Origin of the sequence: Corynebacterium sp. 13CS0277 (assembly GCF_002994655.1) — a bacterium.
In the GTDB taxonomy this organism is placed as follows: domain Bacteria; phylum Actinomycetota; class Actinomycetes; order Mycobacteriales; family Mycobacteriaceae; genus Corynebacterium.
Genome location: NZ_PPDL01000010.1, coordinates 24,861 through 46,930 on the forward strand (window position 1 = coordinate 24,861; position 22,070 = coordinate 46,930).

Consider the following 22,070-nt stretch of genomic DNA (forward strand, 5'->3'; position numbering starts at 1 on the left):
GTTAACCAATGAGAGGCCTTTCCACGGGGTAGTTGTACAGGCGCCGCTGTTCGCGGGCCGCCATCGCAGCCACCAAAGTGATCGGGCCGATACGGCCCGCGTACATCAGGACAGTAATCACCAGTTTCGCGCCCGTCGGCAGCGCGCCCGTAATGCCCGTCGAGAGACCGACGGTCGCAAAGGCGCTAATCACTTCGAACACGATCTGGTGCGTAGAGAACTCCGGGGCGATGAGCTGCACCGCAGCAATCGCCATCGCCACAATCAGGCTCGCGAGCATGAACACCGCCAACGCCTGCCGCATCGTCCGGTTCGGGATACGGCGCTCAGAGAACAGAATCGAATCATCGCCCCGGATCTCCGCAATCATGACGGCTACGAGCACCGCCACCGTCGTGATCTTCACCCCGCCGGCCGTACCACCCGAGCCGCCGCCGATGAACATCATAAAGTCGGTGAGCATGAGGGAGGAGGGGTGGAATTCACCGAAGTCGACGGAGTTGAAGCCGGCGGTGCGGGTGGAGACCGACTGGAAAAACGCCGACAGGATCTTGTCTTTCACGCCCAGGTGGCCCAGCGCCCCGTTCCACTCCATGAGCCCGAACCCCACCCAGCCGAGGGTGACCAGGATCGTGGTGCCGATGAGCACGAACTTCGTCGTGAGGCTCACCCGCGGCAGGTGGGTAATGCCCTGGGTGCGGCGCCGCACCCGCAGCGCCAACTCCAGCAGCAGCGGGAACCCCAGGCCACCGATCATCAGCGCCGCCGCAATCGGCAGCAGCAGGCCCGCATCGGAGACAAACGGCACGAGGTTGTCGCTGTGGAGGGAAAAGCCCGCATTGTTAAACGCGGAGATCGAGTGGAACACCCCCCACCACAGGGAGCGCCCCCAGTCCATGCCGTAGCCGACGTGGAAACGCACCACGAGGAAACAGGCGATGATGAACTCGACGGCGGCGGTGAAACTCAACGTCGCCACCAGCAGGGTTTTCACATCCCCCAGCTGCGCGCCGCGGCCCTCCGCGGAGGCGTTCAGCCGGGACTTCACCCCAATCTGGCCGGCGATCACCCAGGAAGCAATCGTCGCCAGGGTCATGATTCCCAAGCCGCCCGCCTGAATGAGCAGCATGATGACCACCTGGCCGAAGTGTGACCAGTAGGTGGCGGTGTCGACCACGATAAGCCCGGTGAGGCACACCGCCGAGGTGGCGGTGAACAGTGCGGTGACGAAGTCCGCGCCGCCGGCATCCCCGGCCCGCGACATCGGCAACAGCAGCAGGCCGGTGCCGACGAGGACGAAGGTGGCGAACGCGCCCGCCACCAGCTGCGCCGGCGACAGGGCCTTCGGCGCCGCGCCCCGCCCCGCACGCCCGGCGCGCCCCACCGCCGGCCGGGTGGTCGGCGTGGTGGGGGTGCCGGCCACGGGGGTGGTGGGCCAGGGTTTCCAGCGCGGCTGGGACTCCTCGCTACTCATCGCAGGTGATGCGGCCTTCGACGGCAGGCAGGGCGATGTCGCCCCGGTAGTGGGAGCCGGCCAGCTCGATGCCGGCGAGGACGGCGTAGGCGTTGTCGCGGGCGGCGGCCAGGGTGTCGCCGGTGCCGATGACGTTGAGGACGCGGCCGCCGGCGGAGACCAGCTGGCCGTCGGCGATGGCGGTGCCGGCGTGGAGGACCTGGGGATGGTCCGCGCCGGTGATGACGTCACCGGTCGTGGGGGACGCGGGGTAGCCGGCGGCGGCAAGCACCACGGTGAGCGCGTAGCCCTCCTGCCAACTCAGCGGGGGCTGCTCCGCGAGATGGCCGGTGGCCACCGCATACAGCAGCTGCGCGAGCGGGGTATTGAGCAGGGCCAGCACGGCCTGGGTTTCGGGGTCGCCGAAACGGCAGTTGAATTCCACCACGGCCGGTCCCTGCGCGCCCCACGCCAGGCCGGCGTAGAGCAGGCCCGAGTAGGGGGTGCCGCGGCGCACCATCTCGCGGGCGACGGGCACGCACACCTCGTCGACGATGCGCTGCACGCCACCTGCCGGCAGCCACGGCAGCGGGGTGTAGGCCCCCATGCCGCCGGTGTTGGGGCCGGTGTCGCCCTCGCCGACGCGCTTGTGGTCCTGGGCGGGCAGCAGCGGCACGACGGTCTCGCCGTCGACGAGGCAGAACAGGGACACCTCGGGCCCGTCGAGGAAGCTTTCCAGCAGCACCGGGTTCCCGGCCGCCAGCACGGCGTCGACGTGGGCCCGCGCGGCCGCGCGATCCGGGGTGACGACCACTCCCTTGCCGCCGGCCAGGCCGTCGTCCTTGACGACCCACGTCGGCCCGAAGCGGTCGAGGGCGGCCTCAATGTCGGCCGCGGCGGCCCCCGGGTGGAGGGTTTCCGCCACGGCGGTGGCGACACCGGCGGCGGCCATGACGTCCTTCGCGAAGGCCTTCGAGCCCTCCAGCTGGGCGGCTGCCTTGCTCGGGCCGAACACGGCGAAGCCGGCGGCCCGCAGCTCGTCCGCCACGCCCGCCACGAGCGGGATTTCGGGGCCGATGACTACGAGGTCGGCGGACACCTCCCGCGCCAGGGCCACGGTGGCGGCGCCGTCGGTCACATCCGGCAGGTCGCGCAGTTCCGCGACCCCGGCCATGCCGGGGTTTCCGGGTGCGGCCACCACTGCGGTGGTCTGAGGGTCAGCTGCCAGGCCTGTGACCAGCGCGTGCTCGCGGGCGCCGGAACCGATGACGAGAATTCGCATGGGGCTTAGTCTAACGCCCCCACACCCGCCGTGTTCACTGGATTACCCCCGCCGCCGCCCCCACACTCCCGGGCTGGCGGGTGATTGATAGCCGGCGGCCGCATGGCTACCGTGGGATGCTATGAGCACAGTGTTTAGCAAGATCATTGCAGGCGACATCCCGGGCCGCTTCGTCTACCGCGACGAGGATGTCGCGGCGTTCCTCGACATCGCCCCGCAGAACTACGGCCACACCCTCGTGGTGCCCGTGAAGGAAGTCGACCGGTGGACGGACCTGGACCCGGAGACCCTGGCGAAGGTCATGGCGGTCGCGCAGGCGGTGGGCCGCGCCCAGATTGAGGTGTTCGGCTGCCCCCGCGCGGGCGAGATGATCGTCGGCTTCGACGTGCCCCACACCCACGTCCACGTCTTCCCCGCCTGGGGTGTCGAGGACTTCACGAAGGCCCCCATCGCCACCCCGGATGAGGAGAAGATGGCTCACGCCCACGAGGCGCTGGCGGCACAGCTCGCCGACTTCCACTACCCCGCCTAGCGATGATGAACCTCGTGCCGTCTGCCGCCGTGTCCACGTTCCTGCCCACCCGCGGCTGGTTCGAGGACGATTGGCGCGCCCGCCCTGACCGCCGCCGCCCCTGGCCGGTGGTGCTCATCCACGGCACGACGGTGAGCAACGGCGACTGGCTGGAACTCGGTGCCGGGCTGCGGCGGCAGGGCTGGGCCGTGTTCGCCCCCGCCTATGGGCACCGGGCCACCAACCGGGTCGCCGACAACGCCGCCGAGGTCGCCGCCTACTGCGAGCAGGTGCTCCACGCCACGGGTGCGGAGCAGCTCATCATGGTCGGCCACTCCCAGGGCGGGCTCGTGGCCCGCGCCGCCCACGCCCACCACGGGATTCCCCTCAAGCACTTGGTGTGCCTGGCGACCCCCAACCACGGCACCACCCTCGGCGGGATGCTCTCCGGAAGAGTCACCTCGGAGCGCAGGGCCGCGCAGATGCGGCAGCTCATTGATCGTTTCTTCGGCCCCGCCGGCCAGGACCAAATCGAAGGCTCCGAGTTCCTCACCTCTTTAAACGCCGCCGGGGAGACCCTGCCCGGCACCAGCTACACCTGCATCGCCACCCGCACCGACACCACCGTCGTGCCCGCCGAATCCTGCTTCCTTGACGGCGCGAACAACATGTGGGTACAGGACTACTATCCGCGGGCGCTCGTCCTCCACGAGCAGATGCCCTTCGACCGGCGGGTCCGCTCCCTCGTCATTGGCGACATTGAGCAGTGGCAGCGGCTCACCTAGGTTGCCCGCACCCGGTGGTTAAGGGAATGCTGGGCGTGTGACACTCAACCTCATGCACGTCATCCCCCGCCGCGGGGTCATGCCCAGCCCGCTGCCGCTTGTCCCCGGGGCGTACCCGGTGGTGTTCCTCCACGGCAGTTTCGGCTCCGCCGGAAACCTCGCCGACCCGGCGCGCGCCGTCCAGGAGGCCGGGGTGCCGGCCATTGGGGTGGAGTACGCCTCCCGCGGGGTGGGCGACCTGCGGCGCGGCCTGGTGGAAATCACCCGCCAGCTCCGGGCGATCCTGGCCACCTGCGACAAAGTCGACCTGGTGGGGCACTCCATGGGCGGTTTCATGGGGCTGCAGGCCGCCAGCCAGGAGGAGTTTTTTGGCCGCATCGGCACCGTGGTGGGCCTTGGGGCCCCGTTCAAAGGCCACCCCATTGAAGGCACTGTGCTCACCCGCTTCGCGGTGCGGCACCTCTTCGGCCCCGCCCACGATCAGCTCTACGCCCACGAGCACCAGCCGCGCGCCGTGCCAGAGGGCCTGCGGGTGGTGTCCATCATCAGTGATAACGACCAGATCGTGGACCGGGAGGTCGCCGAGTTCGGCGACGTGGTGGAGGTCTCGGACGTGCCCCACTCGCTGCTCGGCAGCCTCGTGGAGGAACCCCTTGTCGCGCTGGGGCGGCCCGAGTTCGACTCGGTGTTGGCCCGCTTCCATTTCAGTGGCGGGCAGGAAGAACCCGGCGCGGTGAAGAAATTCCTCATGCCCTAAGGCACCGGCCGAATTGCTCTGGGCGTGGGCGGGATGCTTGCATGACGGGCATGAGTGAAGCGACAGCCGACATCGACGGCGTGGACTACCCCTTCGACTGGCCGGAGGACACCACCCTCCTGGCCGCCATGCTGGACGCGGGGATTCCCGCCCCGCACTCCTGCACCCTGGGCCAGTGCGGTGCGTGCCGCTGCACCGTGGAGGGACCCGAGTCCACGATGCGCATCAACCAGGTGCTCGACGACTTTGATGTGCGCGCCGGCGACCGGCTCGCCTGCCAGACGGTGCGGGTGCCGGGGGACACCACGCCGGCGGAGATTTCCTACCCCTTCTAGGCGGCGAGGAGGATCTCCGCGCCGCGGCGCTGGGCGCGGGCCAGCAGCTCCTCCAGGGGACCGCGGCGGTGATGCGCCAGCCACACGGTGGCGAAGGTGAGGAAGACGAGGATCTGCCCGGGCAGCATCCAGGCGGGGAATTCCTCCGGCTCCGGCACGCTGTCCCACCCGGGTACGGGCCTGCCGAGGAGTTCGTCGTCGGCGCGGTAGGCCGCGTCAAGGACCTCCTGCACGCTCGTGGCGCGCGCCGCCGCATCCTGCAGTTCGCGGAGGATCGTCTCTTCGTCCACTGTGGACTCCACCACGGCAGGCTCGGGCGGGGAGACCGCTGCGCGGTCGTCCAAGATACCCAGCCCGATGCCAGTGACCAGGACGTGGACGACGTACACCGTGAGCGCCATCTGCCCCATGCGCTGCACGGGCAGCAGTGACACTCCTGCCGCGCGCCAGCGCACGGCCGCCCGGCCCAACTGCTCACAGCACACGATGACGCCGACCGCCACGGTGGCGGTGAGGAGCACATCATCCGGGGTGCCGCTGTGCGGCCAGGCCACGCCCCACTGCTGTAGCCACGGCCGGGCCGCCAGGCACACCGCCGCAGCTGGGACCGCCACCCACCACCAGCGGCTCGTGCGGGTGCGGATGTACCAGGAGCCGACGAGCCCATAGACCACCCACACCGGCACCGGGTAGGCGTTGACCGCACCAAACATGGCCCCGGCGAACACGACCGCCGTCACCAGCTGGTTGCCCAGCAGCAGCACAACACCCAAGAGCACCTGGTAGCGGGGGCGCCACGCCAGCACGAGGCTGAGGACCACCATCGACACCCCCAGCGGCACGAGCACCACCGCAATGTGCGACTGCACCGTATCCAAGGCCACGCCTGCCACGCCCAGCAGGGCGCCGCGCACCAGCAGCTGCAGCCGCCCCGCTGTCGGCAGCATGAGCACCGTGGAACAGCCCACGAGGACCGCAAACAGGGTGGAGGGGTACCCGGAGGACAGCTCCGCCACCCAGCTGCGGACCCCAGCGTCGCCGCTGCTGTGCCACTCGGCGGGGTAGATGTGCGCCACGATCATCCCGATGATCGCCACCGCGCGGGCCACGTCGAGGCCGATGATGCGGCCGGTGGGACTACTCATGGGCCGCATTCGGCAACGTCACCGTGAACGTGGTGCCCTCCCCGAGGGTGGACTCCACGTCGACGGTGCCTCCATGGGCCTCCACGAGGGACTTCACAATCGCCAAGCCCAGGCCACTGCCGCCACTGTTGCGGTTGCGGGACGCATCCGCCCGGTAGAAACGCTCAAAGACGTGGGCGGCATCCTCCGCGCTCATGCCGACACCGTTGTCGGCGACGGTGATGGTGGTGGTGAACTCCCCCGGGCACAGCGTCAGCGTCACCTGGGCGTCACTGCCGGCGTGCACGAGGGCATTGTTCGTCAGGTTCGTAATGACCTGCCGCAACCGGCCCGCGTCGCCCAAGACCACCGGCACCGAATCGCATTCGCTGTTGACGATGATCTCCCGGTCGGGGTGTGCGACCCGCAGGCTCGTGGCCACGCTGACCGCCACATCGAGCAAGTCGACGGGGTCCGCGGCCAGCTTATTGCCCTCCGCGCGGGTCAGCGCCAGTAGATCCTCGACGAGCACACTCATCCGGTCCGCCTCGTCCTCAATCCGGCCCAGCACATAGTCCGCGTCCGGTGCCGCACCGGAACGGTAGAGTTCCGCGAACCCGCGCACAGAGGTCAGCGGGGTGCGCAGCTCGTGGGAGGCGTCACCGACGAAGCGGCGCATCTGCTGCTCCTTCTCCCCGGACTCCACGATCGACTGCTGCAGCCGCGCCAACATGATGTTGAGCGCCTCCGCCAACTGGCCGACCTCCGTGTTCGCCGGCCACGCCGGCACACGCCGGTCCAGATCGCCCGCGGAAATCCGCTTCGCGACCTCCTCCACCGTGCGCAGCGGCCGCAAACTGCGGCGAATGACCATGAACGCCACCACCGCGAGGAACACCAGCACCATCGCGCCGATGAGCCACTGGGTGAGCGCCAACCACGCCAACATGTGGCGCTCGTTGCTCGTATCGCGGCCCACGATGGTGGTGGAATCCTCATCGCTGACCGCCAGCACCCGCCAGGGATCCTGGGAGGCCGAACCATCGGCCGCCGGCACCGTCACCGGGGTGCCATCCACCGTCAAGTTCTCAATCTTCGGCGCCGACGTCGAATCGTTCAAAATGAGCGTGGTGCCATCCGGCATGATCTTCGCGACGAAGAAACTCGACGGCGGGCGGGGAGTGTTCTGGGAGAAGAAGTCGCCCCGCCGCGCCCACCCATTGGCCGCATCCAACAACTCGTCATCCACCCGGGAGTACACGAACTCCCGCATGATGCCATCGACCGCGACCGACGCGGCCCCCATCCCGACGCCGCTGAACACCACCACAATGACCAGCAGCAGTGTGCGCAGCGGCAGCGTGCGCATCATGAGCGCGGGGTGCGCAGCACATAGCCCACACCACGCACGGTGTGGATGAGCTGCGGTTCCCCGGTATCCACCTTGCGCCGCAGATAAGAAATGTAGGACTCGACGACGTTGCCGTCGCCACCGAAGTCGTAGTGCCACACGTTATCGAGGATCTTCGCCTTGCTCAGCACCACCTCCGCGTTGAGCATGAGGTAGCGCAGCAGGTTGAACTCCGTCGGCGACAGCTCCACGATCTCGCCCGCCTTCGTCACCTCGTGGGTGTCGTCGTTCAAGGTGAGGTCCGCGTAGCTCAACTGATTCGACGGCTCCTCCTCCACCTGGGCACCACGCCGCAGGATCACCCGCAGGCGGGTAATGACCTCCTCGAGGGAGAACGGCTTGGTCACATAGTCGTCCGCGCCGATCGTCAACCCGTGGATGCGGTTTTCCACCGCATCCTTCGCGGTGAGGAACAGCACGGGGCCCTCGTGGCCCTCGGTGCGCAGCTTCGGCAACAGGTCGAAACCATCCATGCCCGGCATCATCACGTCGAGGATGAACGCATCCGGGGAGAATTCGCGGGCAACTTTCAACGCTTCCTGGCCGGAGGACGCTGTCGCGACCTCAAAGCCCTGAAACTTCAGGCTGACACTCAGCAGTTCCACAATGTTCGGCTCATCATCGACGACGAGCACCTTGGTGGTGGCCTCACTCACGGGCGTAGCAACCTTTCCGGGGACAGGCGGGGAGAAACAATCACACACAGGTTTTTTGAGACCACTGCCCATGCGGCAGTGGTGCGTGTGCCACCTCAGTAAACCACCATCTCCTGGCACGTTGCTGGCAACAGCCGCAGAAATAAGCAGGAATGCCCGCCCGCCGCCACGCACAAACTCGGGGGCAGCAGGCGAGCATTCCATTCAATGGGTGCCCGCCCCATCTTCAGGGGGGTGGGTGCTCTGGGGCGGTCACCGCGTGCGCACCGACGCGGATGGGAGGTTCATCGGCGCGCACCACTCATGCTAGAAGACCGCGGGAGTCCGTGTCTGGAAAATCGAAGAAAAATTTTTTCTCCTCCCCCTGGGGGATGTAACAGGTGTGCAGCCCCCGCGATAGGTCGATGGGACTACTCCCACTCGCGGGTGCGTGCCTGTCGCGCACGCCCCGCACCCTCACTCGCACACGACAGAAGGTCTTTTTTTCATGGACGTCATCGCCACTCCCCTGTTTGCTCTCGTCGGCATCGCGCTGGCCGCGCTGGCCACCCCGCTGGCGGCACTCATTGCCCTGCTCACCGGGCCCCTGCATCAGGATGTCGCCGCCGAGGCCGGCGACTGGGACAACCTGAACGTCGCCGACCAGGCGGTCAACAGCGTCGCCGACTTCTTCGGCGTCGGTGCCGGCCTGTGCGAGCCCACCACGAAGGAACAGACCTCCGGGGAGGTCTTGTTCGGGCAGCCGAAGCAGTCCGGCAGCTCGCTGCCGACACTGCTGCCGTGGTTCACGGCCGGCCAGTACGAGGGCCGCACCGTGCCCTGCAAGCCGCTGACCTTCAGCAAGTAGCCCACACCCGGCGCGCACCTCACCTGGTGCCCGCCGGGTGTCGTGTTTGTCTACCCCGCGGCGCCGACGATGCCGGAGCGGCGGCGGACGGCAAACACCCACTGACGCACCCCGGTCGCCGACAGGCTCAACACGAGCAGGAGATCGAGGCCTGCCTCCACGAGGTCGGCGGCCGAGAAGGTGTCGGCGGCGGTGAGGAAGGAGAGTTCCGCCACGCCGACGACGGTGGAGACGATGAGCAGCGCCAGGCGCGCCCACTTCCGGCGGCCCAGGGTCGCGAGATACAGCACGAGCTCCACGGCACTGATGCCGAGCATCGCGGCGCCGGCGAAGACCACCTCGTGGTCGACCTCCTGGCCCAGCCAGGGGATGCCGACAAGCAGCAGGGAGGCCACCGTTTTCAGGGCGATCACCATGCCCGCGAGCTGCAGTTGCTTCGGGGGAAGCTCCCGGTCGAGGACTTCCGCGCGGCTGTGGATGAGCTCCGAGTGGGCGGCGGGGACGAGCCCCGCGTCGGCGGCGCGCGCGGCCGCGCCCGTGACATCAAGGACCGGCATGTTCCCGTCGGAGCGCACCGCGTCCCCGCCGCCGTTGCGGTCGTGGAAGGCGGTGGTGAAGTCTTCGATCACCTCGACGGTGGCGGCGTGGTCGGTGTAGCGGACGGTATCGATGATGTAGTCGCGTTCGGCGTCGATGTCCTCATCGATTTTGTGGGTGACCTGCAGGGTCCAGGTGCTCAAGCCGACGGAGGTGTCGAAAGTGCCGGCCGCCAGCCAGTCCACCCGGTGGCCGCCGGGCAGCCGCCACCCACCCGGCACCCGCCAGAAGCGCACGTGGTGGCGCTGCGCGGCGCTGCCGTCGACTTCCTGCTGGAAGGCGAAGTCCTGCTTGCGGCCGAAGAGAAACAGGCTACTGACGGGGGCCTCCGGGTAGGAGGTGCGCAGCAGGGAGGATTTCACGATCCCCAGCGAGGAGCGCAGGGTGATCTCGTCGGCCATGGTCCACCCGGCCCGCCGCATCGCGGCCACCACGTCCTCTGCGCTGCCTGTGAGCGCGAGGTTGACCGGGTCGCCGAGCAGCCCGTCGGAGGTTTTCGACCGGGCGAGGAAGTAGTCGGGGATGTACCAGGTGGTGAGCAGCTGGTGGAGTCGCGGCAGCGCCACATAGGTGAGCACCGCCCAAAACGCCACGAGGGCGACAATGGCATGCCACTGCCACACCAGCCCCGAGAGCAGCAGCAGGAGCGCGAACCAGAACGCCAGCACCAGGCCGGCGAGCACAAACAGACTGTCCAGCAGCGAGTACACCCGCCCCAGCGACACCTGGGGGCGGCTGGGGCGGGAGTGGTACTCGGGGTAGTGCGCGGGAATGGGGTACGCCATAAGGATTCAGCCTAAACCCGCGCGGGCGCGGACCTTTAAGGGCGGGGGATGTTGCGCAGGTTCGACTTCGCGAGGTCGTACATGCGGCCCACACCGCCGTCGAGGACGGTGCGCGTCGCGGCCTTGGTGAAGCCGAGCAGCTGCTCCATCGTGATGTTCGGCGGGATGGACAGCGCATTCGGGTCGGTGACGACGTCGATGAGCACCGGGCCCGGGTGCGCCAGCGCCGCCTTCAAGTCCTCTTCCACCTTCGCCGGGTCCGTGATGCGGATGTGGGCGATGCCGGCGCCGGCGGCGATGGCCGCGTAGTCGACGTGCTGGTGGTCGGTCTGGAACTCGGGCAGGCCTTCGACGAGCATCTCCAGCTTCACCATGCCGAGGGAGGAGTTGTTGAACACCACCATCTTGATGGGCAGTTCGTGCAGCTGCACCGTGAGCAGCTCACCCATGAGCATGCCCAAGCCGCCGTCGCCGCACATGGCCACCACCTGGCGGTTGCGGTCCTGCGCCTGCGCGCCGAGCGCCATGGGCAGGGCGTTGGCCATGGTGCCGTGGCGGAAGGAGCCCATGAGTTCGCGCTCGCCGGTGGGGTTGTTGATGTAGCGGGCCGCCCACACGTTGCACATGCCGGTGTCGACGGTGAAGATCGCATCATCGTCGGCAAGCCGGTCGAGGACGTCGGCGACGTACTCGGGGTGGATGGGGGTGTGCTTCTCCACGTTCTTGGTGTAGGCGTCGACGACGTGGCGCAGCTTCTTCTCGTGCTCCTTGAGCATCTTGTCGAGGAAGCTGCGGTCGGTCTTTTCCTCAATGGAGGGCAGGATGTTGCTGATCGTGGCGGCCACGTCGCCGACGACGGGGTAGTGCACGGTCGTGCGGCGGCCAATGTGGGAGCCGTCGATGTCGACCTGGGCGACGTTCTTCGTCGGCAGGAAGGAGTTGTAGGGGAAGTCGGTGCCCAGCATGACGAGCAGGTCGGCGTCGAAGCAGGCGTCGTGGCAGGCGCCGTAGCCCAGCAGGCCGGACATGCCGACGTCGAAGGGGTTGTCGTGCTGGATGTACATCTTGCCGCCGAGGGCGTGGCCGATCGGGGACTTGATCTTCTCCGCCAGGGCGAGGACTTCCTCGCGGGCATGCGCGGCGCCGGCGCCGACGAAGAGGGTGACGGTCTTCGCCTCGTTGATAGCCTGCGCGAGCGCGGCCGCTTCCTCCGGGTGGGGGAACACCACGGGGCGGCGGGTCGACAGGGTGGAGTCGAGGTTCGTGCCCTCCTCCGCGTCCTGCATCGTCAGGTCGCCCGGCAGCACGAGCACGGACACGCCCTTGCCGGCCAGGGTGGACTGGAGTGCGTTGTGCAGGATGCGGGCGCCCTGCTCCGGGGAGTTCGCCAGCTCGCAGTAGCCGGAGCACTCCTGGAAGATGTGGGTGGGGTGGGTTTCCTGGAAGAAGTGGGAGCCGATCTGCACGCTGGGAATGTGGGAGGCGATCGCCAGCACCTTCGCCCCGTTGCGGTGCGAGTCGTACAGGCCCTGGATGAGGTGGGTGTTGCCCGGGCCGCAGGAGGCGGCGCACACGGCCAGCTGGCCGGTGGCGAGGGATTCCGCGCCGGCGGCAAAGGCGGCGGCCTCTTCGTTACGGACGTGGACCCACTCGATACTGGACTGGCGGACGGCGTCCACGATCGGGTTGAGGGAATCGCCCACCAGGCCGTAGATGCGTTTGACGCCCTGGGCTTCGAGGGTTTTCACGATTTGTTCAGCGAACTTCATGTCTGCTCCTAAAGTGTGTGTGCCGCGCCGGGTGAGACGCTCCCTCCTTTCTACGCCTGCGTGGGTGGGGTGTGGGGTGGCGTGCGCGGAGCTTCACACCTGCCAGGCAGTGTCGCCTGTGCCACGAAAGCGCTTGTCACGAGACCGCGTACACCCACGCCCCGCCCCACACCTTAGGTAAGTAATGAGGACATGAAACAAGCCCCGGACCAGCCGCAAAGCATGGTCCGGGGCTTATGGAAAAGTGAGCTGAAGATGGGACTCGAACCCACAACCTACGGTTTACAAGACCGTTGCGCTACCAATTGCGCCACTCCAGCACCGCCCACGGCGCGTGGGCGAGGAACATCGTAGCGCACTCCCCGCGGCCGGGGCGACCCATGTACCATGACACTTCCGCTTCATCAGCATCAGCCCACCGTGTGAGAGTCCCCGTGTTCCAGCGCTTGAAGAACTATGTGACCGGCGGAAACGCCGCCACGATTGACGTGGTGAAGGCGGCCCCGCCGCCCAGCCCCCTCGCCCCGGTCGACCTGACCGACCCCGTCCAGGTCAGCGGCGTCATGGATTTGGCGGCCCGCATCGGCGACATTCTGCTGTCCTCCGGGACGGGCAACAACGACGCCAAGGCCCACATCAAAGCGGTCGCGAGCGCCTACGGCCTGCTCTACACCCACGTCGACATCACGCTGAACACCATCACGATCTTCGCGCACATCGGCGTCGAGAAACGCCCCGTGAGCGTGTTCCGAGTCGTCCGCCGGCTGAGCATCGACTTCTCCAAGCTCAGTGAGGTCGACCGCCTCATCCGCTCCATCCAGGCGGGCGCGACCCCGCCCGACGTCGCGGAACGCACCCTCGACGACCTCATGGCCGCCCCGCCGCCCTTCGGGTTCCGCACCTCCCTGTTCGGCTGGGCGCTGCTCGCCGGTGCGGTCGCCGTCCTCCTCGGCGGCGGCGCCCTCGTCAGCGTCATCTCCTTCCTCTCCGCGATCGTCATCATGGGCGGCTCCGCCTGGCTGGACGCCCGCGGGTTGCCGCCCTTTTTCCAAAACATCTTCGGCGGCTTCATCGCCACCGTGCCAGCGGCCATCATGTACCGCTGGGCACAACAGTCCGGGGTGGAACTCGCGCCGGGGCAGATCATCGCCTCCGGCATCGTCGTCATGCTCGCGGGCCTCACCCTGGTCCAAGCCATCCAGGACGGCATCACCGGCGCCCCGGTCACCGCCTCCGCGCGGTTTTTCGAAACGATCATGATGACCGGCGGCATCGTCGCCGGCGTCGTCCTCGGCATCGAAACCTCCGCTGCGCTCGGCATCACGCTGCCCGTCTACGAGTCGGCCACCTCCATCGGGTTTTCCTCCGCGGGCGTGAAAGTCATCTCCGGGGCGCTCGCCTCCGCCGGCTTCGCGATCGCCTGCTACTCCGAGTGGGGCTCCGTGTGGGTGTCCGGCATGACGGCCGCCGCCGGCTCCTTCATCTACTACTTCGCGCTCGTGCCGCTCGGAGTGGGGCCCGTCGTCGGTGTCGGCATCGCCGCCACCGTCATCGGGCTCGCCGGCGGTTTGCTGGCCCGCCGCTTCCAAATCCCCCCACTGATCACCGCCGTGGCGGGCATTACGCCCCTGCTGCCGGGGTTGTCGATCTACCGCGGCATGTACGCGATGATGCACGACCAGCTGCTGGTGAGCTACAAGCTCCTCGTCGTGGCCTTGGGCACTGCCTCCGCCCTGGCGGCGGGCGTGGTGCTCGGCGAATGGGTGGCCCGCAAGCTGCGCCGCCCGCCGACGTTCAACCCCTACCGGCGCTTCCGCCGCCGGAAGAAGTCGGCGTTTTCCGCGTAGGGTAAACTTCTCCCCCGTCCACCCCTATGCCGCACACCCTGCGGCAGTTTGAGGATTTTCTAGGAGCACCCGTGCCGCCGAAGGTCACCGATACCCGCAACAATTCCGCCGAATCCCTCCACGCCGTCGCGGAGGAAACCGCTGCCGCCGCGCGCCGGATTGTGGCCACCTACTCGGATGACTTCTTCGACTTCGCCACCCTCGCCTGCATGCTCGGGGTGGAGCTGAAAGACCTGCGCTACGGGCCGATCGCCGCCGAGCACGCCGAAGCCCAGGCCCCGAAGAAGGCCACCAAGAAGGCCGCGAAGAAGACCACAAAGAAGGCGACCAAGAAGGCCGCGAAGAAGACGACGAAGAAGGCCACCAAGAAGGCGGCGAAGAAGACCACAAAGAAAGCGGCCAAGAAGGCCGCCGACTAGGCACGAAGGAGCTGTCGCTGTGGCTGCGGGCGGGCACGATTTCGTCGTCGTCGCGAACCGACTGCCGGTCGACATTCACGTCGCACCGGACGGGTCGACGCAGGTCACAGCCAGCCCCGGGGGGTTGGTGACCGCACTGCAACCCGTGCTCGCCGCACGCCGCGGCTGCTGGGTCGGGTGGCCCGGCACCACCGAGCCCCTCCCCGAGGACTTCACCTCCCCGGCGGACTTCCACGTCGTCCCCGTCGGCCTGTCGACCCGCGACTTCGAAGAATTCTACGAGGGGTTCTCCAACGCCACCCTGTGGCCGCTGTACCACGACCTCATCGTCACCCCCACCTACAACTCCGACTGGTGGGACACCTTCCGGCACGTCAACGAACGTTTCGCGCGGGCCGCCGCCGAAGTCGCCGCGCCCGGCGCGACCGTGTGGGTGCAGGACTACCAGCTGCACCTCGTGCCGAGCATCATCAAACTGCTCCGCCCCGATGTCACCGTCGGCTTCTTCCTCCACATCCCTTTCCCCGCGCCCGAGCTGTTCCGGCAACTGCCCTGGCGCGACGAGCTCCTCCGGGGGCTGCTCGGCGCGGACCTCATCGGCTGCCACGTGCCCACCTCGGCACGCAACCTCCTCCAGGCCGCCGCCCACTCCCACGGCGCGGGCGTCACCAGCGTCGACGTGGCCGACAATCCGGGGCCCCGGCAGCCCGCCGGCACCATCACCACCGCCGGCCGCCGCGTCCGCGTCGGCGCCTACCCCATCAGCATCGACTCTGCCGCCATGACCGCTGCTGCCGCCGCAGCCGCACCGCTGCCGGTGCTGCCGGGCGACCCGCACATCATGCTCGGCGTCGACCGCCTCGACTACACCAAAGGCATCCTGCAGCGGCTCGCCGCCTTCGAGGAACTCCTCGCCGCAGGCGCCGCCGACAACACCGTCCTCATCCAGATCGCCACCCCCTCCCGGGAACGCATCGACGACTACCAGCGCACCCGCGCCGAGGTCGAACAGGCCGTGGGCCGCATCAACGGCCTCTACGGGGCGGTCGGCGCCCCGAAAGTGCACTACGTGCACCGCAACCTCCCCCGCGAAGAACTCGTCTCCTACTACCGGCACGCGGACGTCATGCTCGTCACCCCCTTCAAAGACGGCATGAACCTCGTGGCGAAGGAATACGTCGCCTGCCACCCGGACGGCACCGGGGCGCTCGTGCTCTCGGAGTTCGCCGGCGCGGCCGAGGAACTCTCCCGGGCCTACCTGTGCAACCCCTTCGACCGGGACGACATCAAAGCACAAATGCTCGCAGCCCTGGCCGCCACCGCCGACCGCGGCCCCCAGGCCCGCATGCGGGACATGCACGCCCAGGTCACCGCCTGCGACGTCAACCTGTGGGCCACCAGCTTCCTGCGGGACCTGGCCGCCCGGGGCGAGTAGTGTCACAAGCATCAACCCCCCACTATTTGAGGAGGAAGCCCATGCGGCGCGCCCTGCTACTACTCGTGCCCGCCCTGGTTGCCGCGGGCTGCGCCCGCGACACCCCCATCGACAACATCACCTGGCAGATCACCGACGTCTACCAGGCCGGCTACCCCAGTGAGGTCCCCACCGACACGATCGTCGTGCCGCGGATGACCTTCGGGCACACCTCCATCGTCGGCGATACCGGGTGCGCGCCCTTCCACGCCCACATCACCTACCTCGACGAGCACGGCAACACCGCCGCGCCGCTGGAGGCACCCACCGTCGCCATCACGGACCTCCGCGTCGACTCCCTCCGCGAGGGCTGCGTCGGCCGCGGCCGTTTCCTCCACGACTCCCTCGTCGACCTGCTCCCCCACCAGTTCAACATCACCCGGGAGGCCGGCAGCCTGCTGCTCACGCAGGCGGACGTCGCGGTTGATGCGCCCGCCCTCAGGATGGTGAATTCCCAATGACCACCCCCGTGACCGACTTTGACGACCTTGAACCGCTCAATCGCGCACTGGCAGCGGACACGCTGCTGTTCGTCTGCGACTTCGACGGCACCATCGCCGAGTTCAGCACCGATCCGATGAACGTGCCCGTCAACGCCGACGCCATCGCCGCCCTGCGGCGCCTGGGCGAGCACCCGGACACGGAGGTCGTGATCCTCTCCGGGCGGGACTACGCCGGCCTGAAAACCGTCAGTGGGCTCTCCGCCCCAGTGCGGCTCGTCGGCTCCCACGGGGCGGAAGATGGCGGCCCCGCAGGCGAACTCACCGACGCACAGCGGGAACGCCTCGACGCCGTCACCGCCGACCTTGAGGCCCTGTGCGCCCGCTACCCCGGCTCCTTCGTCGAGCACAAACCCTTCCACCGGGTCGTCCACACCCGCGCCGTGCCCGAGCACGAAGACACCATCCTCGCCCAGGCGGAAACCATGGGCCAGGGGCTCAAACACATGCGGGGCAAATGCATCGTGGAATTTTCCGCCCTGGCCACGACCAAAGGCACCTGGGTGAACGACCAGCGCACCGCCATGGAGAACGCCACCGGGCACCCGGTGCCAGTGATCTACATCGGTGATGACGTCACCGACGAAGACGCCTTCTCCGTGCTGCGCGCCGGCGACGTTGGCATCAAGGTCGGCGACGGGGCGACCGCCGCCGCCTACCGGGTCGATGGCGTGCCGGAGGCCGCCCGGTTCCTCACCTACTGCGCCCGCACCCGCGGGTGAGAACTACCCCCGCCCGCAGCCCGCTGGGCTGCGGCAACGGGGCTAAACGACATCAACTGACAACGTTTTCACCGTTTTTCAGTTGACATCTTTTTTCGCCAGCGGTTTGCTGGGGGCCATGAAACTCACCCGCATCCTCGCCGCCGCCGCACTGCTACTCACCGGCTGCAGCGCCGCACCTGAGGCCACCGACGAGATCACCATCGTCACCTCCACCCAGATCTGGGCCGACATCGCCCACACCGTCGCGCCCGACGTCGACGCCCACGCCATCATCACCGGCAACGAGACCGACCCCCACAGCTTCGAACCCACCGCCGCCGACATGGCCCAGGCGAAGAAAGCCGACATCGTCATCGTCGGCGGTGGCGGCTACGACGCCTGGCTGTACTCCGCCCTGCCGGAGGACACCCGCATCATCCACGCGCTGCCGCTCGTTGAGCACGAGCACGAGGAAGGGCACGACCACGACCACGGTGAAGAACACGGGCACGGCGAAGCACATGAGCACGGGCACGACCACGAGGTCGTGAACGAGCACATCTGGTACGACATCGACGCCGTCGACGCCGTCGCCCAGGAACTCGCCACCGCCCTGGCGGAGCTCGACCCGGCCACGCCTGTCGATGCCTCGGCTGTGGCGAAGAAGCTCGCACCGATCCGCAGCACGCTGAATAGCATTCCGGCGGCCACGGTCCTGCAGACCGAACCCATCGCCGACTACCTCATCGCGCAGACGAAGCTGCGCGACGTCACCCCGGAAGGCTACCGGGACGCCACCCTCGACGAGCAGGAACCCTCCGCCCGCGACGTGGCCGAGGTGCTCGACGGACTGGCGGGCGTCGATATCCTCATCTTCAACCCGCAGACCGCCACGCCCACGACCGAAAAGATCCGTGCCGCAGCTGAGGCCGCCGGGGTGCGGGTGGTGGAGATTTCCGAAACGCCCGCCGCGGGCGAGAACTACTTTGAGTTCTTCGCCGCCGCGGCCGACCGCCTCGCACAGTGACAGCCCTCCACGCCGACGGGGCCACGCTGCACCCGCTGTGGTCGGATGTGTCGCTGACGGTTGCACCCGGGGAATTCGTGGCCGTGCTCGGACCCAACGGGGTCGGCAAATCCACCTTCCTGCGCGCCGCCCTCGGGCTGGTGCCCCTCGATTCCGGCCGCATCACCACCGCCCCGCGGGTGGGGTTCATCCCCCAGCAGCGCATGTTCGACCCGGACCTGCCGCTGCGGGTGCGGGACCTCGTGGGCCTGTCGCTCGCACACCGGGCGTTGTCCCGCCCCGACCGCGCCACGGTGGACGGTCTGCTCGCACAGGTCGGCGCTGCAGAGTTCGCGAACACGCGCGTCGGCGCGCTGTCCGGCGGGCAGCAGCAGCTCGTCCGCCAGGCGCAGGCACTAGCCTGCGACCCGCAGCTCATCCTCGCCGACGAGCCCCTGCTGTCGCTGGACTACCTCATGCAGTCCCGCATCGTGGACCTGCTGGACGCCCGCCGGCGGGCCTGCGGCACGGCGGTCGTGTTCGTCACCCACTCCATCAACCCCATCCTGCGGGTCGCCGACACGGTGCTGTACCTCGGCCCCCGCGGCCACACCGCCGGGCCGATCGAGGACGTCATGACGTCCGAGACGCTGTCGGAGTTGTACGGCACCCACGTCGACGTCGTCCGCATCGGAGATCGCCTTGTTGTCGTCTAGTGTCGAGCTGCTGCACTACGACTTCGTGCAGCACGCCCTCATCGCCGCCGCGTTCCTCGGGCTCGTCAGCGGCGTCATGGCGCCGATGATTGTGCTGCGCAGCATGAGTTTCGCGGTGCACGGCACGAGCGAGCTGGCGCTCATGGGAGCGGCCGCCGCCCTCCTTGTCGGCGTCAATGTTGGCGCAGGTGCCGTGGTGGGCTCCGTGGTGGCGGCGGTCGTGCTCGCCGTGCTGGGGTTCCGCCGCCAAGACGCCGCCGTCGGCGTCGTCATGAGCTTCGGGATGGGCCTATCGGTGTTGTTCATTCACCTCTACCCGGGGCGCAGCTCCACCGCGTTCGCGTTGCTCACCGGCCAGATTGTCGGCGTGACGGGCAGTAGCGTCGCTGTGCTCGGGGGGATCAGCCTCGCGGTGAGCGCCACCGTCGCGGTGCTGTGGCGGCCCCTGCTGTTTGCCTCCGCGGACCCCATGATGGCGGCGGCTATGGGCGTGAAAGTCCGCGCCCTGTCGGTGGTGTTCGCGATCCTCGTCGGGCTCACCGCCGCGATGAGCGTCCAGATTGTGGGCGCGCTCCTCGTCATGGCGCTGCTGATTACCCCCGGGGCGGCGGCCGTGGCGGTCACCAACCGCCCCGGCGTCGCCGTCGCCCTGTCCGTCCTCTTCGCGGAGATCGCCGCCTGCGGCGGCCTCGTGTTGTCCCTCGGGCCGGGGCTGCCCGTCAGCGTGTTCGTGACAGCCCTATCCTTCGGGATCTATGTCGCCTGCCGGGCTATCGCTGGCGTCGCTGGCGGGCGAATTCGCTGAGCACCACACCGGCGGCGACGGAGGCGTTGAGCGACTCCACCCAGTCCGTCATCGGCACCGACATGATGGTGTCGCAGTTCTCCTTCACCAGGCGGGAGATGCCCTTGCCCTCCGAACCGACGACGATGACGGTCGGGGTGGTGCCATCGTAGGTATCCAGGGTGTGGCTGCCGCCCGCGTCGAGGCCCACGACCTGGTAGCCGGCCTTCTGCAGGCGCTGCAGGGTGCGGGTCAGGTTGACGGCCCGCGCCACGGGCAGGCGGGCGGCGGTGCCGGCGCTGGTGCGCCACGCGACCGCCGTGACGGAGGCGCTGCGGCGCTCCGGGATGATGACGCCGTGCCCACCGAAGGCAGCCACGCTGCGGATCACCGCGCCCAGGTTGCGGGGGTCGGTGATGTTGTCGAGCACCACGAGCAGGCCCGGCTCGCCGGAATCACGAGCGGACTCAATGAGGTCCTCGACGTCGGCGTACTGGTACGGCGGAATCATCAAGCCGACACCCTGGTGCATGCCGTTGCCGGTCAGGCGATCCAGTTCGAACTTGGACACTTCCTGGGTGGGGATCCCCCGGTGGCGGGCCAACTGCACCGCCTCCGCGAGGCGATCATCCGCACTCGTGCCCTCCACCACGTACAACAGGGTGGCCGGCACCTTCGCCCGCAGGCACTCGATGACGGGGTTGCGGCCCACCACCATTTCGCCCAGGTCGGCGCGTTCGTGGCGGCCCTGGTCGCGGCGCTGGCGTTCCAGCTTCCGCTTGTGGGCGGCGTGGTAGACCCGATCCTCCGCCTTCGGGGTGGGACCCTTCCCGGCCAGGCCGCGGCGGCGCTGCCCGCCGGAGCCCTTCTCCATGCCCTTCTTGTTGGTTTTGCGCATCGCGCCGCGGCGCTGAGAGTTGCCAGCCATGTCCTACCCTTTGTTGTTGTCCAGGGCCCACTGCGGGCCGTCCGGGGAATCTACCACGCTAATCCCAGCGGCGGCGAGTCTCTCCCGCACCGCATCCGCGGCCGCCCAATCCTTCGCCGCCCGCGCCTCGGCACGGCGCTCCAACTCGGCGGCCACCAGCACCTCCAGGGCTGCTGTCGCATCGCTGCCCGACTCCGTCGCCCAGGCCTGCGGGTCCACGCCCAGGATCGCGGTCATGGCGCGCACCTGCGATGCCACCGCCCGCGCCTCATCCTTGTTGCCTTCGGCGAGCAGCGCGTTGCCGCGGCGCACCGCGCCGTGCACCACGGCGAGTGCTGCCGGCACGCCGAAGTCGTCGTCCATGGCCTCAGCGAACTCGGGCAGCACCTCGCCCACCTCGACCGGGCCGGTGCGCTCCAGGAAGTCCTCAATACGGCGGTAGCCGGCCGCCGCCTCACTCAGGTTCTTCTCCGAGTACTCCAACATGCTGCGGTAGTGCGCGGAACCCAAGTAGTAGCGCAGCTCCACCGGGCGCACGAGAGTCAGCACATTCGGCACGCTGAGCACGTTGCCGAGCGACTTGCTCATCTTCTCCCCCGCCATCGTCACCCAGCCGTTGTGCATCCAGAACTGGGCGAAGCCGTCGCCGGCGGCGTGCGCCTGCGCGATCTCGTTCTCGTGGTGCGGGAACTTCAAATCCAGGCCGCCGCCGTGGATATCAAACTCCGGGCCCAGGTACGTCGTCGCCATGGCGGTGCACTCGATGTGCCAGCCGGGCCGGCCCCGGCCCCACGGCGTCGGCCACGACGGCTCCCCCGGCTTCGCCGCCTTCCACATGGTGAAGTCTCGCGGGTCACGCTTGCCCGTCCCCGCCGACTCCCCCTGGTCCATTTCCTCCAGCTTCTGCCCCGACAGCTGCCCATAGTTCGGCAGCGACGCCGGCGACAGGTACACGTTGCCGTCGGCGGCGTAGCCGTGGCCGGCGTCGATGATGCGCTGCATGTAGTCCACCATCTCCGTGATGTGGCCCGTCGCCCGCGGCTCCAGCGACGGCGGACGCACCCCCAACACCTCATAGGCGGCGCTGAACTCGCGCTCATAGGTGGCGGCCCACTCCCACCAGGGGCGGCCGGCCTCGGCCGCCTTGGTGAGGATCTTGTCGTCAATGTTGGTCACATTGCGCACGAAAAGCACATCGAGGCCCTTGGCCTCCAACCAGTTGCGCACAATGTCAAACGCGACGCCGCTGCGCACGTGCCCAATGTGGGGCGTGGTTTGCACGGTCGCACCACACACGTACACGGACGCCTGCCCGTCGACGAGGGGAACAAAATCGCGCTGGGCGCGGGTCGCGGAATCAAAAATGCGTAGAGTCACGCG

At 68.4% G+C, this 22,070-nt stretch carries 22 protein-coding genes and 1 tRNA gene; 13 read left to right on the forward strand and 10 right to left on the reverse strand.

The features are described from left to right. Position 1: 1 nt before the first annotated feature. Positions 2–1,474 carry a TrkH family potassium uptake protein gene (locus C1Y63_RS05690; RefSeq protein ID WP_106015507.1) on the reverse strand — a complete coding sequence of 491 codons (1,473 nt, stop codon included), beginning with the start codon at positions 1,472–1,474 and terminating at the stop codon, positions 2–4. Further along, the gene (gene purD, locus C1Y63_RS05695; RefSeq protein WP_106015508.1) at positions 1,467–2,735 is read right to left on the reverse strand and encodes a phosphoribosylamine--glycine ligase; all 1,269 of its coding nucleotides are present in this window, start codon (positions 2,733–2,735) and stop codon (positions 1,467–1,469) included. Before purD ends, C1Y63_RS05690 begins: the two co-directional genes overlap by 8 nt. 121 nt (positions 2,736–2,856) lie before the next feature. Between purD and C1Y63_RS05700 the strand changes: the two genes are divergently transcribed. The 4 genes from C1Y63_RS05700 to C1Y63_RS05715 are packed head-to-tail and all read left to right on the forward strand — an operon-like array spanning position 2,857 to position 5,123. Beyond that, positions 2,857–3,267: an HIT family protein gene (locus C1Y63_RS05700; protein WP_106015509.1), complete on the forward strand. Its 411-nt coding sequence runs from the start codon at positions 2,857–2,859 to the stop codon at positions 3,265–3,267. 2 nt (positions 3,268–3,269) lie between these two features. Then, on the forward strand, positions 3,270–4,031 hold the full coding sequence (locus tag C1Y63_RS05705) for a triacylglycerol lipase (RefSeq protein ID WP_106015510.1): 762 nt from the start codon (positions 3,270–3,272) through the stop codon (positions 4,029–4,031). Between the two features lie 37 nt (positions 4,032–4,068). After that, positions 4,069–4,788 carry an alpha/beta fold hydrolase gene (locus C1Y63_RS05710; RefSeq protein ID WP_106015511.1) on the forward strand — a complete coding sequence of 240 codons (720 nt, stop codon included), beginning with the start codon at positions 4,069–4,071 and terminating at the stop codon, positions 4,786–4,788. A 50-nt stretch (positions 4,789–4,838) separates the two neighbouring features. Then, on the forward strand, positions 4,839–5,123 hold the full coding sequence (locus tag C1Y63_RS05715) for a 2Fe-2S iron-sulfur cluster binding domain-containing protein (protein WP_106015564.1): 285 nt from the start codon (positions 4,839–4,841) through the stop codon (positions 5,121–5,123). Here C1Y63_RS05715 and C1Y63_RS05720 read toward each other — a convergent pair. From C1Y63_RS05720 to C1Y63_RS05730, 3 genes are read right to left on the reverse strand one after another with little or no spacing between them, the layout of a single operon-like run. Then, complete coding sequence (locus C1Y63_RS05720) at positions 5,120–6,268, reverse strand: heparan-alpha-glucosaminide N-acetyltransferase domain-containing protein (protein ID WP_158256095.1); 1,149 nt, start codon at positions 6,266–6,268, stop codon at positions 5,120–5,122. The genes C1Y63_RS05715 and C1Y63_RS05720 overlap by 4 nt on opposite strands. Beyond that, positions 6,261–7,619, reverse strand: coding sequence for a cell wall metabolism sensor histidine kinase WalK (locus C1Y63_RS05725; RefSeq protein ID WP_233195594.1), 1,359 nt, complete (start codon positions 7,617–7,619; stop codon positions 6,261–6,263). The genes C1Y63_RS05720 and C1Y63_RS05725 overlap by 8 nt, the downstream gene beginning before the upstream one ends. After that, positions 7,616–8,314, reverse strand: a complete 699-nt coding sequence (locus C1Y63_RS05730; RefSeq protein ID WP_233195595.1) for a response regulator transcription factor — start codon at positions 8,312–8,314, stop codon at positions 7,616–7,618. The genes C1Y63_RS05725 and C1Y63_RS05730 overlap by 4 nt, the downstream gene beginning before the upstream one ends. 487 nt (positions 8,315–8,801) lie before the next feature. Here C1Y63_RS05730 and C1Y63_RS05735 point away from each other — a divergent pair, with 487 nt between their 5' ends. Further along, positions 8,802–9,161 carry a hypothetical protein gene (locus C1Y63_RS05735; protein ID WP_106015514.1) on the forward strand — a complete coding sequence of 120 codons (360 nt, stop codon included), beginning with the start codon at positions 8,802–8,804 and terminating at the stop codon, positions 9,159–9,161. 50 nt (positions 9,162–9,211) lie between these two features. Here C1Y63_RS05735 and C1Y63_RS05740 read toward each other — a convergent pair whose 3' ends face one another. From C1Y63_RS05740 to C1Y63_RS05750, 3 genes are all read right to left on the reverse strand, one after another. Beyond that, positions 9,212–10,543, reverse strand: coding sequence for an LssY C-terminal domain-containing protein (locus C1Y63_RS05740; protein WP_106015515.1), 1,332 nt, complete (start codon positions 10,541–10,543; stop codon positions 9,212–9,214). Between the two features lie 35 nt (positions 10,544–10,578). Next, on the reverse strand, positions 10,579–12,312 hold the full coding sequence (locus tag C1Y63_RS05745) for a pyruvate dehydrogenase (RefSeq protein WP_106015516.1): 1,734 nt from the start codon (positions 12,310–12,312) through the stop codon (positions 10,579–10,581). 247 nt (positions 12,313–12,559) lie between these two features. Next, positions 12,560–12,632 (reverse strand) — tRNA-Thr (locus tag C1Y63_RS05750). Positions 12,633–12,746: 114 nt separating this feature from the next. Between C1Y63_RS05750 and C1Y63_RS05755 the strand changes: the two genes are divergently transcribed. The 8 genes from C1Y63_RS05755 to C1Y63_RS05790 all read left to right on the forward strand — a co-directional run bounded on the left by C1Y63_RS05755 (position 12,747) and on the right by C1Y63_RS05790 (position 19,783). Beyond that, positions 12,747–14,159, forward strand: a complete 1,413-nt coding sequence (locus tag C1Y63_RS05755) for a threonine/serine exporter ThrE family protein (RefSeq protein WP_158256096.1) — start codon at positions 12,747–12,749, stop codon at positions 14,157–14,159. A gap of 71 nt (positions 14,160–14,230) precedes the next feature. Beyond that, positions 14,231–14,578 (forward strand): hypothetical protein, encoded by a 348-nt coding sequence (locus C1Y63_RS05760; protein ID WP_106015518.1) that lies wholly within the window; start codon positions 14,231–14,233, stop codon positions 14,576–14,578. 19 nt (positions 14,579–14,597) lie between these two features. Beyond that, positions 14,598–16,013, forward strand: a complete 1,416-nt coding sequence (locus C1Y63_RS05765) for a trehalose-6-phosphate synthase (RefSeq protein ID WP_106015519.1) — start codon at positions 14,598–14,600, stop codon at positions 16,011–16,013. 41 nt (positions 16,014–16,054) lie between these two features. After that, positions 16,055–16,513, forward strand: a complete 459-nt coding sequence (locus tag C1Y63_RS05770; protein WP_106015520.1) for a hypothetical protein — start codon at positions 16,055–16,057, stop codon at positions 16,511–16,513. Further along, positions 16,510–17,274, forward strand: a complete 765-nt coding sequence (gene otsB / locus C1Y63_RS05775) for a trehalose-phosphatase (protein ID WP_106015521.1) — start codon at positions 16,510–16,512, stop codon at positions 17,272–17,274. Before C1Y63_RS05770 ends, otsB begins: the two co-directional genes overlap by 4 nt. Positions 17,275–17,392: 118 nt before the next feature. Continuing rightward, on the forward strand, positions 17,393–18,283 hold the full coding sequence (locus tag C1Y63_RS05780; RefSeq protein WP_106015522.1) for a metal ABC transporter solute-binding protein, Zn/Mn family: 891 nt from the start codon (positions 17,393–17,395) through the stop codon (positions 18,281–18,283). Beyond that, a complete protein-coding gene (locus tag C1Y63_RS05785; protein WP_106015523.1) occupies positions 18,280–18,978 on the forward strand; it encodes a metal ABC transporter ATP-binding protein in 699 nt (232 codons plus the stop codon). The genes C1Y63_RS05780 and C1Y63_RS05785 overlap by 4 nt, the downstream gene beginning before the upstream one ends. Then, positions 18,965–19,783 carry a metal ABC transporter permease gene (locus tag C1Y63_RS05790; RefSeq protein ID WP_106015524.1) on the forward strand — a complete coding sequence of 273 codons (819 nt, stop codon included), beginning with the start codon at positions 18,965–18,967 and terminating at the stop codon, positions 19,781–19,783. The genes C1Y63_RS05785 and C1Y63_RS05790 overlap by 14 nt, the downstream gene beginning before the upstream one ends. Here the strand turns inward: C1Y63_RS05790 and rlmB are convergent. Both rlmB and cysS read right to left on the reverse strand, forming a co-directional pair. Continuing rightward, positions 19,749–20,690: a 23S rRNA (guanosine(2251)-2'-O)-methyltransferase RlmB gene (gene rlmB / locus C1Y63_RS05795; protein WP_106015525.1), complete on the reverse strand. Its 942-nt coding sequence runs from the start codon at positions 20,688–20,690 to the stop codon at positions 19,749–19,751. The genes C1Y63_RS05790 and rlmB overlap by 35 nt on opposite strands. 3 nt (positions 20,691–20,693) lie before the next feature. After that, complete coding sequence (cysS, locus tag C1Y63_RS05800; protein ID WP_106015526.1) at positions 20,694–22,067, reverse strand: cysteine--tRNA ligase; 1,374 nt, start codon at positions 22,065–22,067, stop codon at positions 20,694–20,696. Between the last annotated feature and the right edge of the window lie 3 nt (positions 22,068–22,070).

Bases quoted from the DNA above. Each gene is read 5' to 3' on its own strand.
- otsB (WP_106015521.1), top strand. From the start codon at position 16,510: ATGACCACCCCCGTGACCGACTTTGACGACCTTGAACCGCTCAATCGC.
- C1Y63_RS05740 (WP_106015515.1), bottom strand. From the start codon at position 10,543: ATGGCGTACCCCATTCCCGCGCACTACCCCGAGTACCACTCCCGCCCC.
- C1Y63_RS05700 (WP_106015509.1), top strand. From the start codon at position 2,857: ATGAGCACAGTGTTTAGCAAGATCATTGCAGGCGACATCCCGGGCCGC.
- C1Y63_RS05780 (WP_106015522.1), top strand. From the start codon at position 17,393: ATGAAACTCACCCGCATCCTCGCCGCCGCCGCACTGCTACTCACCGGC.
- C1Y63_RS05745 (WP_106015516.1), bottom strand. From the start codon at position 12,312: ATGAAGTTCGCTGAACAAATCGTGAAAACCCTCGAAGCCCAGGGCGTC.
- C1Y63_RS05725 (WP_233195594.1), bottom strand. From the start codon at position 7,619: ATGATGCGCACGCTGCCGCTGCGCACACTGCTGCTGGTCATTGTGGTG.
- C1Y63_RS05705 (WP_106015510.1), top strand. From the start codon at position 3,270: ATGATGAACCTCGTGCCGTCTGCCGCCGTGTCCACGTTCCTGCCCACC.
- purD (WP_106015508.1), bottom strand. From the start codon at position 2,735: ATGCGAATTCTCGTCATCGGTTCCGGCGCCCGCGAGCACGCGCTGGTC.
- rlmB (WP_106015525.1), bottom strand. From the start codon at position 20,690: ATGGCTGGCAACTCTCAGCGCCGCGGCGCGATGCGCAAAACCAACAAG.
- C1Y63_RS05770 (WP_106015520.1), top strand. From the start codon at position 16,055: ATGCGGCGCGCCCTGCTACTACTCGTGCCCGCCCTGGTTGCCGCGGGC.
- C1Y63_RS05720 (WP_158256095.1), bottom strand. From the start codon at position 6,268: ATGAGTAGTCCCACCGGCCGCATCATCGGCCTCGACGTGGCCCGCGCG.
- C1Y63_RS05715 (WP_106015564.1), top strand. From the start codon at position 4,839: ATGAGTGAAGCGACAGCCGACATCGACGGCGTGGACTACCCCTTCGAC.
- C1Y63_RS05690 (WP_106015507.1), bottom strand. From the start codon at position 1,474: ATGAGTAGCGAGGAGTCCCAGCCGCGCTGGAAACCCTGGCCCACCACC.
- C1Y63_RS05735 (WP_106015514.1), top strand. From the start codon at position 8,802: ATGGACGTCATCGCCACTCCCCTGTTTGCTCTCGTCGGCATCGCGCTG.